This is a genomic window from Albimonas marina (genome assembly GCF_029223255.1).
GTDB lineage: Bacteria > Pseudomonadota > Alphaproteobacteria > Rhodobacterales > Rhodobacteraceae > Albimonas.
In genome coordinates, this window is record NZ_JARHUC010000005.1 from 84,430 (window position 1) to 99,594 (window position 15,165).

Sequence of the window (15,165 nt, forward strand, 5' to 3'; positions counted from 1 at the left end):
CTCAGAGCTCCTTGCGGATGTCGACCAGCCGCAGCATCACGGCGATCATGATCAGCACCGTGATCAGCAGCACCACCGCCGAGGCCGCGGCGGCCGGGTATTGCAGCAGCGCGATCTCGTTCTGGATGATGCGCCCCACGGAGGCGGACTGGGATCCGCTCATGAAGCGCACGGTGATGAAGTCGCCCATCACCAGCGTGACCACGAAGATCGAGCCGATCATCAGCCCGGGCTTCGACAGCGGCAGGATCACGTTGGTCAGGATCTGGAAGCCCGAGGCGCCCTGGTCGCGGGCCGCCTCGATCAGGCTGCGGTCGATGCGCATCATCGAGTTGAAGATCGGCACCACCATGAACAGCGTGTAGAGGTGCACGAAGGCCAGCACGACGGCGAAGTCGGAGAACAGCAGGAACTCCAGCGGCTCGTCGATCACGCCGATTCCTTGCAGGAACTGGTTGGCGAGCCCGTTGCGCCCCAGGAACGGCACCCAGGAGATCATGCGGATGATGTTCGAGGTCCAGAACGGCACCGTGCAGACCAGGAACAGCACCGTCTGCCAGACCACCGAGCGCACGTGGAAGGCCAGGAAATAGGCCACCGTGAAGCCGATCACGGCGGTGAAGGCCCACGACAGCGCCACGTATTTGAGGGTGTTGAGATAGGTCGCCCAGGTCACCGACGAGGTCAGCAGGTACTCGTAGTTCTCGAAGGTGAAGTCGGGGAAGAAGTCCCACTCGTTGTAGCCCCAGAAGCTGACGATGAAGATCACCGCGATGGGGATCAGCAGGAACGCCGCCAGCACCAGCGCCAGCGGGGCGACCAGCAGCCACGACGCCAGCCAGCCGGGCATCGTGCGCACCTCGGAGCCTGGGGTCTTCTCGGCCGGCGGGGCGGCGTCGAGGGGCATGTCGGTCATGGGCGCGTCCCTGCGTCTGGCGGGCCTGGGAAGGCCCGGTCCCCGCCGCGGCGGGCGGGGACCGGAAGTCATGGGCGGGGTCGGCGGGCGGGCGCCTCGCGGGCGGAGCCCGCGACAGAGCCGTCCCGCCGGCCCCGGATCCTCAGGCGGCGATGAACTCGTTCCACTTGCGGACGAGGTACTTGTTCTCGTCCATCACCGCGTTCCAGCAGGCGACCGAGCCCATGCGCTCGTAGAAGGAGCCGCCGTCGCGGGTCTCGCCGGGCTGGGCCATCACGTCGCCGAAGGGGTTGGTGATGGGCTCCACGGCCTCCTTGCCCTCGAACCAGTAGCCCCACTCGTTCGCGGACATGAACTCCTTCGAGGTCTCGGGCACGGCCGAGTAGTAGCCCTGGCGCATCAGGAAGCCGCCGACCCAGCCCGAGAGATACCAGTTGATGTACTCGTAGGCCGCCTCGAGCTCGAGGCCCGAGAGCGCCGCCGACAGGCCTATGCCGCCGCCCCAGGAGCGGTAGCCCTCTTCCAGCGGCTGGTAGACGCAGGGGATGCCCTTGGACTTCACCGCGGTGATCGCGGGCGACCACATCGACTGGATCACCACCTCGCCCGAGGCCATGAAGTTCACGCTCTCGTCGAAGCTCTTCCAGAAGGCGCGGAACTGGCCGCGCTTCTTGGCGTCGGTGAAGATCGCGATGGTCTTGTCGATCTCCTCCTTGGTCATGTTGCCCTTGTCGCCGTAGGCGATCTCTCCCATCGACTCGCAGACCATGGCCATGTCCATGATCCCGATCGAGGAGATGTCGAGGATCGAGGCCTTGCCCTGGAACTCGGGGTTCAGCAGCTCATGCCAGTTGTTGATCGGGCGGCCGATCAGGTCGGGGCGGATGCCCAGCGTGTCGGCGTTGTAGATGGTGGGGATCAGCGTCATCCAGCCGGTCTCGGTGTCGGCGAACTTCTTGGAGCCCGGGCCTTCGGTGAAGCCGACGGTGTGGGGGGCGGTGCCCTGGGCGATGACGCTCTCGGGCGTCAGCTTGCCCGATTTGAAGATGCCCACGATCTTGTCGTAGTTCTTGATCTTCGAGGTATCCATCGCCTGCAGGTTGCCGGCGCCCCAGACCTTCTTGCAGATCCAGTACTCGATGTCGGCGATGTCGAAGGAGTTGGGCTGCGTCGCCGCGCGCTGGGTGACGGAGTCGGAATCCAGCGCCGTCATCTCGAGCGTGAAGCCGAGGTCTTCCTTCACCTTCTGCGCCACCTCGTTGAGGTTCGACACGCCCGTGCCGAACTGGCGCAGCGTCACGTCCTTGATGTCCTGCGCCCAGATCATCGGCGCGCCCAGCACGCCGGAACCGGCCGCGGCGCCCACCGCGGCCGCGCCGCCCTTCAGGATCGCGCGGCGGGACCAGCCGCCGTTCTTGGTGGTGTATTTCGTCGTCTCGGTCATGGTCTGCTTCCTTCTCCCTGTTGCGGGGCGGTCGGCCGACCGCCCCGGGCTCGTGTCGAACGGATCGTGCTTCGGGCCGCGCGCCGCCCCCTCAGGCGGCGAGCCGGTGGGCGTCCTCGGGCTTCCAGGCGAGCGTCACCGCGTCGCCGATCTGCACGGGGTCGCTGAAATAGGCGTGGTCGGGGATCACCGCGGTGATCTCGCCCGCAGCCCCCGTGGCCGCGGCCACGGAGACGGACGCGCCCAGGTACTCGACGTCGCGCACCACCGCGGCCAGCCCCTCGGTCCCCGCGCCGGAGCGCGAGACCTGGATGCGGTCGGCGCGCACGGCCATCGCGCCGGGGCCGTCCTTGATGACGTTGTGGCCGCCGATGAAGCGGGCGACGAACTCGGTCCGCGGCGCGTCGAAGACCTCGCGCGCGGGCGCGGCCTGCTCGATCCGGCCCGCGTTCATCACCACCACCAGGTCCGCGAGCGCCAGCGCCTCGTCCTGGGAGTGGGTGACGTGCACGAAGGTCAGGCCGAGGTCGCGCTGGATCTTCTTCAGCTCGCCCCGCATGCGGATGCGCAGGAACGGGTCGAGCGCCGAGAGCGGCTCGTCCAGCAGCAGGGCCTGGGGACGGGTGATGAGCGAGCGCGCCAGCGCCACGCGCTGCTGCTGACCGCCGGAGAGCTGGGAGGGCAGACGCTCGCCGAACTGGCCCATGTCCACGAGGTCGAGCATCTCGCGCGCCTTGGCCTGGCGCTCCTGCTTCGAGGCGCCCTTCATCTTCAGCGAGAAGGCCACGTTCTCGACGATGGTCAGGTGCGGGAACAGCGCATAGCTCTGGAACATCATCGAGGTGCCGCGCTTGGCGGGCGGCAGGTGGTGGATGCGGTGGGACCCCAGCAAGATGTCGCCGTCGGTGACGCTCTCATGCCCCGCGATCATGCGGAGCGTGGTGGACTTGCCGCAGCCCGAGGGCCCCAGCAGGCAGCAGTAGGCGCCCGAGGCGATCTTGAGGTCGATGGCCTCGACCGCCAGCGCCGTGCCGTAGCGCTTGGTGACGGAGACCAGCTCCAGCGTCTTGTCCTCGACCATGCCCTGCCGTTCCCTGGGATGCCGCGTCCGAAGCCCGGAACGGAGCAAGCGGCGTGCCAGTTGCGCGCGGGCCGGCGCTGGCGCAGATTGATCCGGGCGTCGGCGCGCGTTCCGGGCGCATCTGCCGCCCGCGCGGGCGCCGACGGCCTTTCAGGCGCCGCATTGCTGTGCAGATTGAACACGATGATAGTTCTCTTCGTATCCGCAACGTCATGGATCGTATCCAATCGTCCGCCTTTGCACCGCCGGGCGCCATCGGCTAGAGCTTGCGGAGACCAGAGGGATGAACGGCGATGACGCTGGGCGATGACGACGCCCGCCTCGACGAGATCGAGACGGACTCCGCGGACGACGGCGAGGCCGGGCGGCTGTTCTCCCTGCCGCCGGGCCGCGCGCTCGACATCTGCACCCGCCTGCACAACGCCATCCTGGAGCATCGGGTCAGCCCCGGCGCGAAGCTGTCGGAAGACGAGGTGGGGGAGCTGTTCGGTGCCTCGCGCACCGTCGCCCGCCAGGCGCTGCACGCGCTGGCGCACTCCGGCCTGGTGACGATCGAGCGCAATCGCGGCGCCTTCGTCGCCCGCCCCTCCCGGCGCGAGGCGAACGAGGTGTTCGAGGCCCGCGCGCTGGTCGAGCCGCGGATCGCGACCCTGGCCGCCCAGTCCGCCACGCCCGCGCAATGCGCCGCCCTGCGCGCGCACCTGGAGCGGGAGCACGAGACGGTCGCCGCCGACGACAAGGGCCGGGCGCTGGCGCTGTCGGGGGATTTCCACGTCCGCATCTGCGACATCGCCGATCAGCAGGTGCTGGCGGGGATGGTGCGCGCGCTGGTGGCGCGCTCGTCGCTGATCATCGCGCTCTACTGGCGGCGCGCCGACGCCACCTGCGAGAGCCATGCGCACCTGGCGCTGGTCGAGGCGCTGGAGGCCCGCGACGGGACGGCGGCGGCCGAGATCATGCGGGGGCACATCGTCGACCTGCGCTCGGGCCTCGACCTGGACGAGCGGCCGGCGCCGGCGATGTCGCTGGCCCAGGCGCTGACCCGGACCGACCCGATCCGCTGAGCGCCGCGCCGCCCTGCCCTGCGGGGCCTAGGGCGGAATGCGCGAAGGGGACTGCGTGCGCCCCCTCCGCGGGTCCTATCCCGGCGAGGCCGGGGGCGAAATCACTTCGTGAGAATCAATTTCTTCAGCCGGGTCACGCGCAGCGTGTAGACGGACCCGTCGAGCACGATGCGGGCCTCGGCCCCGCCCGCGGTCAGCTCGCGGGCGTCGTGGATCGGCGGGGCCTTCAGCTCGGCTTCCCGGCGCAGGATCTCGCCGCGGCTGAACTCGGGGCGGCGCGCCTCGGTCGCCCGGGCGGGCGTGGCGGGGGAGCCGGGTTCGGAAATCGGTCGGAGATAGCTCATCTCGCCTCCTCAAGCCGGTCGAGCCAACGCTCGACGGAGATGTCGAGCGGGGCGAGGTCGCCGGTCAGCAGCGCCGTCCAGGCCTCGGTCCGTTCCGCCGTCGGTCGGGCCGGGCCCGCCGGGGCGGCCGTCCGCCTGATCCAGTTCCGCAGCATGCGTTCGCTCCGCGTCCAGTCGCATACGACGCCGGTCCCGCAGGGGGGAGAAAACCCCGCCGCGCCGTCGTCCCTCAATTTTCTGAGCGAAACAGTCGGATTCGTCAATCCCGATGATCTCACTCAGGAATAGGCCGCCGCAACGTCATGCCGGGCCTCGCGACCGGAGGCGGAACGCCGCGCCGCTCACGCCCGCGCGACGTGAATCCGCGCCGGCGCCGCGCCCGTCACCTTGACGCCCGGCAGGATTGCCGAAACTCTGGCGCCGCCACGACAAGACCAAGACCGCGATGAACGCGGTCGCCGAGACCCGGCCGCCGCCGAGGCGGTCGAGACGAAACTGGGAGGACACCCATGAAGCATCTTCGCGCGCTCTGCGTCGCGGGCGCCGCCGCCGTTGCGCTCTCCGCCCCCGGCCACGCGGCCGACCTGACCCTGCCCGACCAGCTGGTCTGGACGGCCTACGACACCGGCTCGTCCGGCTACGCGCAGTCGGTGGCCATCGGCGCCGCCATGCAGGACGCCACCGGCACCAACCTGCGCATCCTGCCCGGCAAGAACGATATCGCCCGCATGGAGCCGGTCCGCCAGGGCAAGGCGCCCTTCTCGGCGATGGGCGTGGGCATCTACATGCTGCAGGAAGGCGTGTTCGAGTTCGGCACCGACCGCTGGGGCCCGCAGTCGGTGCGCCTGGTCGCGATGAACAACTCCGGCGAGGCGGCGCTGGCCGTGGGCGTCGCCAAGGACGTGGGCGTCGAGACCTACGCCGACCTGAAGGGCAAGCGCGTCGCCTACGTGAAGGGCGCGCCCGCGCTGAACGTGAACATGGAGGCCTACCTCGCCTACGGCGGCCTGACCTGGGACGACGTCGAGGTGGTCGAGTTCGGCGGCTACGGCGACAGCTGGAAGGGCATGGTCAACGGCGACGTGGACGCCGCCTACGCGATCATGACCTCGGGCTCCGCCTTCCAGATGGAGGCCTCGCCCCGCGGGCTGATGTGGCCGCACATCGATCCGAACAACAAGGAGGGGCTCGACCGCATGCTGGCGATCGCGCCCTACTTCCAGCCGGTCGTCGCCACCAAGGGCGCGGTGGCCGCGACCACCGAAGGGGGCATCCCCTCGGCCGCCTATCCCTACCCGGTGCTGATCGCCTACGCCGACCAGGACGAGGAGCTGGTCTACAACCAGACCAAGGCGATGTTCGAGCTCTACGACCAGTACGCCGGCAAGGCGCCGGGCATCGACGGCTGGGCGATGAAGTACCAGAACTTCGAGTGGGTGGTCCCCTACCACGACGGCGCGATCCGCTACTTCAAGGAAGCGGGCGCGTGGACGGACGCGGCGCAGGCGCATAACGACGCGCTGATCCAGCGCCAGAAGGTCCTCCAGGACGCCTGGGCCGCGCTCGAGGCGCAGAAGCCCGCCGACTGGGAGGCCGCCTGGGCCGAGGCGCGCCGCAAGGCCCTGACCGACGCGGGCCTGTCGGTCGTGTTCTGATCGGGCGGGGGCGGGCGCGCAGGCGTCCGCCCCCGTTTTCGTTTCCGGGACGCGCGCCGCGGCGCCTGCGCGAAGCGCGCGCCCGCCGACCGACGCCCCAGACCGACTCCGCAGACCGCCGCCGCCGTCCCGCCCGTTTGCTCCGGCCCGCCCGCCCGCCTTCGCCCGCGCCCCCGGCGCGGCGTTCCGCGCCCGGCCGGCCGCCCGCCCGACCGCTCCGCACCACCCCAACCCGAAGGACCCCGCCGCCCATGGACGAGGCCGAACGTAGAGAGATCGCCGGGGTCGCGCCCGCGCCCCTGCCCCCCGTCGCCCGCGCGCTGACCATCGCGATCACGCTGGCCGGCGTGGCGCTGGCGATCCACCAGCTGTTCAACATCCAGGCGTTCGGGGTCGTCCTGATCGAGGGGGCCTACCTGTACATCCTGGGGGCCGCCTTCATGGGCCTTGCCTTCCTGGTCTACCCGCTGTCGTCCTCGAAAGGGACGGGGGCGCTGGACTGGGCGCTGTGCACGCTGTCCTTCGTCGCGGGCGCCTACATGGCGATCACCGCCGAGACGAGCCTGGAGGAGGGCTGGGAATACGCCGCCCCCGACACGGCGCGCTGGGTCTCGATCGTCTTCTACCTGCTGATCCTCGAGGCGACGCGGCGCGCGGGCGGGCTGGTGCTGTTCCTGATCGTGACGGCCTTCTCGCTCTATCCCACCATCGCCGACGTGATGCCCGACCCGCTGAACGGCTTCGCCTCGCCGTTCTGGGACCTGGCGGCCTATCACATGATCTCGTCCGAGAGCTCCTTCGGCATCCCGATGGGGGCCTTCGGCAGCCTGGTGATCGGCTTCATCGTCTTCGGCGCGGTGCTCCAGCACACGGGCGGCGGCAAGTTCTTCAACGACCTGGCGCTGGCGCTGGTCGGCGGCTTCCGCGGCGGCGCGGCGAAGGTCGCGATCTTCGCCTCAGGCTTCATGGGCTCGATGTCGGGCTCGGTGATCTCGAACGTGCTGACCACGGGCGCGGTGTCGATCCCGGCGATGAAGCGCACCGGCTTCTCGGCCCGCTACGCGGCGGCGACCGAGGCCTGCGCCTCGACCGGCGGCGTGCTGATGCCGCCGGTGATGGGCGCCACGGCCTTCGTCATGGCCTCGTTCCTGTCGCGGCCCTACGTCGACATCGCCATGGCCGCGGCGATCCCGTCGCTGCTGTTCTACTTCGGCCTGTTCATGCAGATCGACGCCTATGCCGCGCGCCGGGGCCTGAAGGGCCTGGCGCCGGGCGAGGCGCCGACCCTGCGCGCCACCTTCGCCGAGGGCTGGCCCTACATCGCCGTCTTCGCGGTGCTGATCTTCTTCATGCTGGCCCTGCGGCAGGAGACGCTGGCGCCCTTCTACTCGATCGCGCTGCTGCTGCTGATCAACCAGGTGATCCGCCGCCAGCGCTTCAGCCTGTCGAGCTTCGGCGACCTGATCGTGGGCATCGGCCGGGCGCTGGCCGAGCTGACGGCGGTGCTGCTGGGCGTGGGCCTGATCGTGGGCGCGTTCTCGGCCACCGGCCTCGCGGGCACGCTGGTCAACGAGCTGGTGTTCCTGGCGGGCGACTCGACCCTCGCGCTGCTGGCGATGGGGGCGATCACGGCCTTCATCTTCGGCATGGGGATGACGGTGACGGCCTGCTACATCTTCCTCGCGGTGGTGCTGGCGCCGGCGCTGACCCAGGCGGGGCTGAACGAGATCGCCGTCCACCTCTTCATCCTCTACTGGGGCATGGTCAGCTACATCACGCCGCCCGTCGCGCTGGGCGCCTTCGCCGCCGCGACGATGGCCGGCGCGGGGCCGATGCGCACCGGGTTCGAGGCGATGAAGCTGGGGGGCGTGATCTACCTCGCGCCCTTCTTCTTCGTGCTGAACCCCGCCCTGGTCGGCGAGGCGCCGGCCTGGGAGGTGTGCGTGACCCTGACCACGGCGCTGACGGGGGTGGTGTTCATCGCCTCGGCGCTGCAGGGGCACGTCAGCCTGGTGGGGGACCTCGGCTCGGACCTCAAGGGGATGGCGCTGCGGGTGATGCTGTTCTTCGCGGGCCTGGCGCTGGCCATGCCCGGCGACGGGGAGCTGGGGCTGGACCGCTGGACCCTGAACGGGGTCGGCGTGGCGCTGGCGATCCTGCCGCTGATCGTGGCGAGGGCCACCGGCACGCGGGCCGCCACCCGCGCGCCCGTCACCTGAGCGGCCCGCCGGCGGCGACGCCGGCGCGCCAGCAGCTTTTTTCCCGGGGCGGCGCCATGCGCCGCCCCGCTTGCGCTTCAGGGGGCGGCGTCATGCGCCGTCTCTCTCCCGTTTCCACGGGCGGCGAGCCGCGCCGTCCTTCTCACTTTTCAGCGGCCGCGCGCGGCTGCGACCGCATGGGCGCATGGCCTTGGCGGGCGCGAGTTCCTAGATCGCTTCGAACGCCGCCCCGCCGACCGCGACCGACCCGGAGCTCCGCCATGTCCTCCCAGCGCGCCTCTCTGCGCGACCGCCTGCGCGACCTCGTCGACGCCCCCGCCTTCGAACGCGCCATCGTGGCGCTGATCGTCGCCAACGCCCTGATCCTGGGGCTGGAGACATCGCCCAGCGCCATGGAGGCGATCGGCCCCGTGCTGGTCGCGCTGGACCGCGCCATCCTGGCGGTGTTCGTGGCCGAGATCGCGCTGCGCCTCTACGTGCGCCGCCTCGCCTTCTTCCGCGATCCCTGGCGGATCTTCGACCTGGTGGTGGTGGGCGTGGCGCTGATCCCGGCCTCGGGGCCGCTGTCGATCCTGCGCGCCTTCCGCATCCTGCGGGTGCTGCGGCTGGTCTCGACCGTGCCCTCGATGCGCCGGGTGGTGACGGGGCTTCTGCGCGCGATCCCGGGCATGGGCTCGGTCGTGCTGCTGATGAGCCTGATCTTCTACGTCTTCGCCGTCATGGCCACCAAGCTCTTCGGCGGCGCCTTCCCCGAGTGGTTCGAGACCATGGGCGAGAGCGCCTACACGCTGTTCCAGGTGATGACGCTCGAGAGCTGGTCGATGGGCATCGTGCGCCCGGTGATGGAGGCGTTCCCGATGGCCTGGGCCTTCTTCGTGCCCTTCATCCTGATCACCTCCTTCGCGGTGCTGAACCTGTTCGTGGGCATCATGGTCGACGCCATGCAGACCCATCACGAGGCCGAGGACGACGCGGCCGTCGCCTCCGCCGCCTCGGGCCACCCGCACGGCGCGGCGGCCGAGACCCTGGCCGAGCTGCGCGCCCTGCGGGCCGAGATCGCGGAGCTGCGCAGCGAGATGCGCGGGCGCGGCGCGCCGAGCCCAGAGGTCTGAGGTCCGAGGTCTGAGGGCGGCCGCGGCCCGGGGGGCGCCTCGGGCCGCGGGCCGCGCGGGTCAGAAGATGAAGTCGTCGACGCTCATCAGCGCGGTGTTCCAGCCGACCACGTTGATCGAGCCGTCGCCGCCCAGCTCGCTCAGGTCGATGATCACCTCGCCGCCGATCCGGTTCTCGGAGGCGGCGACGACGTCGGCGAGCTTGGTCCCGCCCGACATCGCCAGCTTGCGGAAGTCGAGCTTGTCCTCGCCGTCGGTCCAGTCCGTGACGGCGTCGTCGCCGGAATGCTTGCCGAACTTGAAGACGTCGGCCTGGCCGCCGCCGGTCAGCTCGTCGTCGCCGCCGCCGCCCACGAGGGTGTCGGCGCCCGCGCCCCCCACCAGGTCGTCGTCGCCCGCCCGGCCCTTCAGCAGGTCGAAGCCGCCGCCGCCCTGGAAGACGTCGTCGAAGGCGCCGCCCTTGAGCGTGTCGTTGTCGTTCCCGCCCTGCACGCGGCCGTCGACCCAGCCCTGGGCGCGGGCGACGTAGGCGTCGTTGCCGTCGCCCAGGTTCACGTCGCCCACGACCGTGCCGCCGGCGTTGCGGAACTGGTCGGCGCCGCCGTTCAGGGCGACGTCGCCCAGCATCTCGCCGGCGTTGCGCACGGAGTCGTTGGCGTCGTCGGTCTCGAGCGCGAAGAGCGGCCCGGCGATCAGGCCCTGGTTGATCAGCTTCAGCGCGCCGACCATGCCCGAGCCCTCGATCGCCCAGCCGGTGATCACGCCGAAGATCGGCGAGGAGACGTCGGTGTTGGCGACGATCTCGCCGGTGTTGAGGATCGTGGCGGCGTTCTGGACCAGCGAGACGCCGGCGCCCCCCGCGATGCGGCCCGAGTTGACCAGCGACAGCGCCTCGTTCGAGGACAGGCGCACGCCGGCCTGGTAGAGGGCGGCGACGTCGCCGGCGTTGTCGATCGAGACGTCGCCGTAGCCGCCGACCAGCACGCCGCGGCGGCCGCCGGATATCTCGCCCAGGTTCACAAGGTCCACCGTCTGGCCCGAGCCGTTGGCGATCGCGAACCCGTCGGCGCCGCCGTCGGCGGAGACGATGGCGCCGGTGTTCAGGGCCGAGACGGCGGAGTCGTAGATCTCGGCGGCCGCGCTCTCGCCCACGAGGCGACCGGCGTTCTCGAAGACGACGTAGTCGATGTAGGCGGCGCGGAAGCCCGCGGCCTGCAGGCCCTCGATCAGGCCGGAGTTCGAGAAGCGCATGGCGTCGGCGATGGTGGCGTAGACGCCGTAGCCGCCGGTGATCTGGCCGGCGTTGCTCAGCTCGACCCGCAGGGCCTGGAGGTAGACGCCGTAGTTCGCGGCGCCCGACTGCTCGGCGCGCACGATGCCGGTCTGGCCGACCACCACGCGGTTGGCGCTGACGTCGCCGTTGGCGCTGAGGTAGACGCCGTCGTCGGCCAGCGAGACCACCGTGCCGTCGATGGTGGCCTGGACGTTGTTGGCGTTGTTCCCCTGCACCGCGTCGGAGAAGGTGTTCAGCACGATCCCGGGCGCGACGTAGTAGCGATCGTTCGTCGCCAGGACGCGGGGGGTCGTGCCGCCGGTTTCGAAGATGGTCGCCATGTCGCGTCTCCCCGTTTTCGCGGAGCGAAGCGCCCCCCCGCCCCGATCAGAGCCGGGAGGGCGCCGCAAGGGCAAGGGCGAAGACGCCCCTCGCCCCGGCTTTTCAACCCAACGTCAACCGGACGTTCATCCCCGCGCCGCAAGCGCCGCCCGCGGCCGCCGGGCGTCAGAAGATGAAGTCGTCCACGCTCATCAGGGCGGTGTTCCAGCCGACCACGTTGATCGAGCCATCGCCGCCCAGTTCGTCGAGGTCGATGATCACCTCGCCCCCGATGCGGTTCTGGGAGGCGGCGATGACGTCGCCCAGCTTGGTTCCGCCGGTCATGCCCAGCTTGCGCAGGTTCAGCACGTCCTCGCCGTCGACCCAGTCGGTGATCACGTCGGCGCCGGAGTGCTTGCCGAAGCGGTGTTCGTCGCGGAAGCCGCCGCCGGTCATCTGGTCGTCGCCGGCGCCGCCGACGAGCGTGTCCTTGCCGGCGCCGCCGACCAGCACGTCGTCGCCCGCGCGGCCCTTGAGCATGTCGTAGCCGGCGCCGCCCTCGAAGTCGTCGTCCAGCGCGCCGCCGATCAGCGTGTCGTTCTCGTCGCCGCCCTGCACGCGCCCCTCGGTCGAGCCGTCGCCGCGGGCCACGTAGCGATCGTTGCCGGCGCCGAGGTTCACGTCGCCGCCGAAGACGCCGGAATTGACGATCCGGTCGGCGGAGTCGCCGACGTCCACGTCGCCCTCGATCACGCCGCGGTTGACGATGCGGTCGAAGCCGTCGTCGGCGGAGACCGTCCCGGCCACCGCGCCGCGGTTGATGAAGACGTTGGAGCCGTCGCCGAGGTCGACGTAGGATTCGATGTCGCCGGAGTTGCGCAGCACGTCGTCGCCGCCCGAGAGGATCACCTGCCCGCCGACGACCCCGCGGTTGGTCACCTCGTCCAGGTCCGCGCCGGTGAAGATGTATCCCAGCACCAGGCCGGTGGTGAGGATGTTGTTGGCGCCGGCCCCCGCGTCGATGGCGCCCAGGATCTCGCCGGAGTTGGTGATGTTGTCGATCAGCTCGGCGGAGGCCACGGTGCCCTCGATCAGCCCGGAGTTGAGGACGGTGTTGCCGCCCCCGCCCAGGCTGACGGACCCGTAGATCGATCCGACGTTCGAGATGTAGTCGGACTCCGACCCGCCGGTGACCGAGCCCCGCATCTCGCCCAGGTTGTCCACGAACAGGGTCCCGGCGTAGGTGCGCACCGCGGCGGCGGACCCGAGGATGACGCCGGTGTTGGTCAGGTCCAGCCGCGTGCCCGAGAACAGGATGCCGACCTGGTCGACCGCCTCGATCAGGCCGCTGTTCATCATCTTGAAGGAGCCGGTGAAGAGCTCGGCGCCCGAGCGGCCGCCGATCTCGCCGGAGTTGCTCAGGTAGGCCGTGCCGCTGTGCACCACCCGCATGCCCGACGCGTCCACGCCCTGGATCGTGCCGCGGTTGGTCAGGCGCGAGCTCGGCCCGGAGATCGCCAGGTGCACGCCCTCGTTCCCGAAGATCGAGCCGTCGTTGTAGATGTCGACCTCGGTCGAGCCCGAGACATCGAGGCCGATGCCGCCCGAGCCGGGGGCGGCGCGCAGCACGCCGGTCGCGCCGATCGAGAAGCTGAGGTCGATGGCGTCGTCGAGCAGGAAGAACGCGCCGTAGTCGTTGAGAGAGGCGACGGTCCCGTCGATGGCGACCTGGAGCGTCCCGGCGACGACGTTGTTGGTGATGCCGCTGTTGGAGCTGGTGACCAGCACGTCCCTGGGCACGTAGAGCGAGTCGCCTCCCCCCACCACGACGGTGGAGGAGGCGTTGGTCTGCACGATGTCGGTCATGAAAATTCCTTTCGGGGGGGGCGCGCCGCGCGCCCCCGGCAGGGGGACCGCGCGGCGCGGGATCAGAAGATGAAGTCGTCCACGGTCATCAGGGCGGTGTTCCAGTTCTCGACGGTGATCGAGCCGTCGCCGCCGAGGTCGTCGAGGTCGATGATCACCGCGCCGCCGGCGCGGTTCTCGGAGGCCGCGACCACGTCCGCCAGCTTGGTCCCGCCGGTCAGGCCCAGCTTGCGCAGGTTCAGCACGTCGACGCCGTCCTGCCAGTCGAGGATCGTGTCGGCGCCGGAATGCTTGCCGACGCGGAACTCGTCGCCCTGCGAGCCGCCGGTCATCTCGTCGTCGCTCGCGCCGCCGACGATGACGTCCTCGCCGGCGCCGCCCTTGATCTCGTCGTCGCCGCCGCGGCCCTTGATCGTGTCGAAGCCGCCGCCGCCCTCGACCCGGTCGTCCTCGGACGAGCCGAGGATCCGGTCGTTGTCGTCCTGGCCGCGGATGAAGCCCAGCACCTCGGCCCCGGCGGAGGCGCGGAAGGTGTCGTTGCCGGCGCCCAGCTCGACGTCGCCGCCGACCATGCCGCCGCGCAGCAGCACCTTGTCGGCCGAGCCGCCGGTGGTCACGTCGCCGAAGATGTCGCCGGTCGACACGACCAGGTCGCCGTCGGCGGTGGTCGAGACCTTGCCGCCGATGACGCCGTGGTTGCGCAGCACGTTGGCGCCGTCGAACAGGTTCACGTAGTCGTCCACGATGCCGAAGTTGCGCACCGTGTCGGCGCCGTAGGACAGCGCGATCCCGGCGAGGGAGCCGCGGTTGACCAGCGCCTCGTCGCCCGATCCGCCGAAGGCGTAGCCGAGGATCTCGCCGGAGTTGACCAGGGTGTTGGCGCCGTCGCCCATGTAGATCGTGCCGGCGACCCGCCCCGAGTTGCCGACCGTGTCGGCCGAGGCGCCGGTGCGCAGGTCGCCGCCGATCTCGCCGCTGTTGTCGACGCTGGCGACGCCCTCGCCGAGGTCGATCGCGCCGGTGATGCGCCCGTCGTTGTCGAGCGTGTCGTCGCCGTCCTGGCCGTCGAGCAGGCCGATCAGGTCGCCCGTGTTCTCGTAGCGCCCGCCGGAGGCGCCGCCGTAGAGGTCGCCCTCGATCGTGCCGGAGTTGCGCAGCGCCCCCTGGCCCGCCCCGAAGTGGACGCTGCCCACGATCTCGCCGGAATTGGCGAGATCGGCGCCGTCCGCGGCGTAGATCGCCGAGCCGAAGGAGGTGATCTCGCCGGTGTTGGCGACGGTCAGGAAGCCGCCGTCCATGAACACCGCCGCGCCCGACCGGGCGGCGACGACGCCGTTGTTGACCAGCGCGCCGTCGCCGGTCATCGCGTCGAAGCGCAGGCCCTCGGCGCCCTGGATGACGCCGACGTTCGACACCCGGGCGCTGGACCCCTCGGTGATGCGGACCGCGTAGCCCTCTGCCCCGACGATCGAGCCGCCGTTGTCCAGCTCCGCGTCGGCGCGGGCGATGTAGACGCCGTTGCCCGCGGTCAGCTCGCCCAGGTTGACCGCCGAGGCGCTCCCGCCGCCGGCGTCCAGGCGCACCGCGTAGTAGGTATCTCCGCCCAGGCCGCGGACCGTGCCGACCTCGCCGACCTGGACCTTGAGGGTGGCGCCGAAGTCGCCGGCGCGCAGGTCGAGCGCGTGGCCGATGGTGGCCATCATCGCGCCGTCGACGCCCGCGTCGACCGTGCCCAGGATGCCCGCGCCATAAACCGCGGGCCCCGTGGTCACGATGTGGGAGACGTCCTGGCGGAGGTAATAGTTGTCGCCGCCGGCGAGGGTGACCAGCGCGGTCGAGTCGGCGGTCAGGATGAAATCGGACATGATCG

12 protein-coding genes are annotated in these 15,165 nt (G+C 70.6%); 4 read left to right on the forward strand and 8 right to left on the reverse strand.

What is annotated here, in order from left to right; genetic code table 11:
- Position 1 precedes the first annotated feature (1 nt).
- From P2H44_RS15155 to P2H44_RS15165, 3 genes are all read right to left on the reverse strand, one after another.
- Complete coding sequence (locus tag P2H44_RS15155; RefSeq protein ID WP_275765088.1) at positions 2 to 850, reverse strand: ABC transporter permease; 849 nt, start codon at positions 848 to 850, stop codon at positions 2 to 4.
- 208 nt (positions 851 to 1,058) lie between these two features.
- Entirely contained in the window at positions 1,059 to 2,360 is a 1,302-nt protein-coding gene (locus tag P2H44_RS15160) for an ABC transporter substrate-binding protein (protein ID WP_275764706.1), read from the reverse strand.
- A 91-nt stretch (positions 2,361 to 2,451) separates the two neighbouring features.
- Positions 2,452 to 3,441: an ABC transporter ATP-binding protein gene (locus P2H44_RS15165; RefSeq protein ID WP_275764707.1), complete on the reverse strand. Its 990-nt coding sequence runs from the start codon at positions 3,439 to 3,441 to the stop codon at positions 2,452 to 2,454.
- Between the two features lie 293 nt (positions 3,442 to 3,734).
- Between P2H44_RS15165 and P2H44_RS15170 the strand changes: the two genes are divergently transcribed.
- The gene (locus P2H44_RS15170; protein WP_275764708.1) at positions 3,735 to 4,505 is read left to right on the forward strand and encodes a GntR family transcriptional regulator; all 771 of its coding nucleotides are present in this window, start codon (positions 3,735 to 3,737) and stop codon (positions 4,503 to 4,505) included.
- Positions 4,506 to 4,606: 101 nt separating this feature from the next.
- On the opposite strand, the gene hemP is transcribed toward P2H44_RS15170, so the two are convergent.
- Both hemP and P2H44_RS15180 read right to left on the reverse strand, forming a co-directional pair.
- Positions 4,607 to 4,756: a hemin uptake protein HemP gene (hemP, locus tag P2H44_RS15175; RefSeq protein ID WP_275765090.1), complete on the reverse strand. Its 150-nt coding sequence runs from the start codon at positions 4,754 to 4,756 to the stop codon at positions 4,607 to 4,609.
- An 89-nt stretch (positions 4,757 to 4,845) separates the two neighbouring features.
- Entirely contained in the window at positions 4,846 to 5,004 is a 159-nt protein-coding gene (locus tag P2H44_RS15180; RefSeq protein ID WP_275764709.1) for a hypothetical protein, read from the reverse strand.
- Positions 5,005 to 5,358: 354 nt separating this feature from the next.
- Here P2H44_RS15180 and P2H44_RS15185 point away from each other — a divergent pair, with 354 nt between their 5' ends.
- From P2H44_RS15185 to P2H44_RS15195, 3 genes are all read left to right on the forward strand, one after another.
- Positions 5,359 to 6,504 carry a TAXI family TRAP transporter solute-binding subunit gene (locus P2H44_RS15185; protein WP_275764711.1) on the forward strand — a complete coding sequence of 382 codons (1,146 nt, stop codon included), beginning with the start codon at positions 5,359 to 5,361 and terminating at the stop codon, positions 6,502 to 6,504.
- Between the two features lie 251 nt (positions 6,505 to 6,755).
- On the forward strand, positions 6,756 to 8,723 hold the full coding sequence (locus P2H44_RS15190) for a TRAP transporter permease (protein WP_275764713.1): 1,968 nt from the start codon (positions 6,756 to 6,758) through the stop codon (positions 8,721 to 8,723).
- Positions 8,724 to 8,983: 260 nt separating this feature from the next.
- Positions 8,984 to 9,835: an ion transporter gene (locus P2H44_RS15195; RefSeq protein ID WP_275764714.1), complete on the forward strand. Its 852-nt coding sequence runs from the start codon at positions 8,984 to 8,986 to the stop codon at positions 9,833 to 9,835.
- A gap of 60 nt (positions 9,836 to 9,895) precedes the next feature.
- Here the strand turns inward: P2H44_RS15195 and P2H44_RS15200 are convergent, their stop codons facing one another.
- From P2H44_RS15200 to P2H44_RS15210, 3 genes are all read right to left on the reverse strand, one after another.
- Positions 9,896 to 11,449, reverse strand: coding sequence for a calcium-binding protein (locus P2H44_RS15200; RefSeq protein WP_275764715.1), 1,554 nt, complete (start codon positions 11,447 to 11,449; stop codon positions 9,896 to 9,898).
- A gap of 166 nt (positions 11,450 to 11,615) precedes the next feature.
- On the reverse strand, positions 11,616 to 13,295 hold the full coding sequence (locus tag P2H44_RS15205) for a calcium-binding protein (protein WP_275764716.1): 1,680 nt from the start codon (positions 13,293 to 13,295) through the stop codon (positions 11,616 to 11,618).
- A 62-nt stretch (positions 13,296 to 13,357) separates the two neighbouring features.
- Entirely contained in the window at positions 13,358 to 15,160 is a 1,803-nt protein-coding gene (locus P2H44_RS15210; RefSeq protein WP_275764717.1) for a calcium-binding protein, read from the reverse strand.
- Between the last annotated feature and the right edge of the window lie 5 nt (positions 15,161 to 15,165).

What these genes read in the sequence shown, in the direction of transcription:
- P2H44_RS15155 (WP_275765088.1), bottom strand. Translation starts at nt 850, where the DNA reads ATGCCCGGCTGGCTGGCGTCGTGGCTGCTGGTCGCCCCGCTGGCGCTG.
- P2H44_RS15160 (WP_275764706.1), bottom strand. Translation starts at nt 2,360, where the DNA reads ATGACCGAGACGACGAAATACACCACCAAGAACGGCGGCTGGTCCCGC.
- P2H44_RS15165 (WP_275764707.1), bottom strand. Translation starts at nt 3,441, where the DNA reads ATGGTCGAGGACAAGACGCTGGAGCTGGTCTCCGTCACCAAGCGCTAC.
- P2H44_RS15170 (WP_275764708.1), top strand. Translation starts at nt 3,735, where the DNA reads ATGACGCTGGGCGATGACGACGCCCGCCTCGACGAGATCGAGACGGAC.
- P2H44_RS15180 (WP_275764709.1), bottom strand. Translation starts at nt 5,004, where the DNA reads ATGCTGCGGAACTGGATCAGGCGGACGGCCGCCCCGGCGGGCCCGGCC.
- P2H44_RS15185 (WP_275764711.1), top strand. Translation starts at nt 5,359, where the DNA reads ATGAAGCATCTTCGCGCGCTCTGCGTCGCGGGCGCCGCCGCCGTTGCG.
- P2H44_RS15190 (WP_275764713.1), top strand. Translation starts at nt 6,756, where the DNA reads ATGGACGAGGCCGAACGTAGAGAGATCGCCGGGGTCGCGCCCGCGCCC.
- P2H44_RS15195 (WP_275764714.1), top strand. Translation starts at nt 8,984, where the DNA reads ATGTCCTCCCAGCGCGCCTCTCTGCGCGACCGCCTGCGCGACCTCGTC.
- P2H44_RS15200 (WP_275764715.1), bottom strand. Translation starts at nt 11,449, where the DNA reads ATGGCGACCATCTTCGAAACCGGCGGCACGACCCCCCGCGTCCTGGCG.
- P2H44_RS15205 (WP_275764716.1), bottom strand. Translation starts at nt 13,295, where the DNA reads ATGACCGACATCGTGCAGACCAACGCCTCCTCCACCGTCGTGGTGGGG.
- P2H44_RS15210 (WP_275764717.1), bottom strand. Translation starts at nt 15,160, where the DNA reads ATGTCCGATTTCATCCTGACCGCCGACTCGACCGCGCTGGTCACCCTC.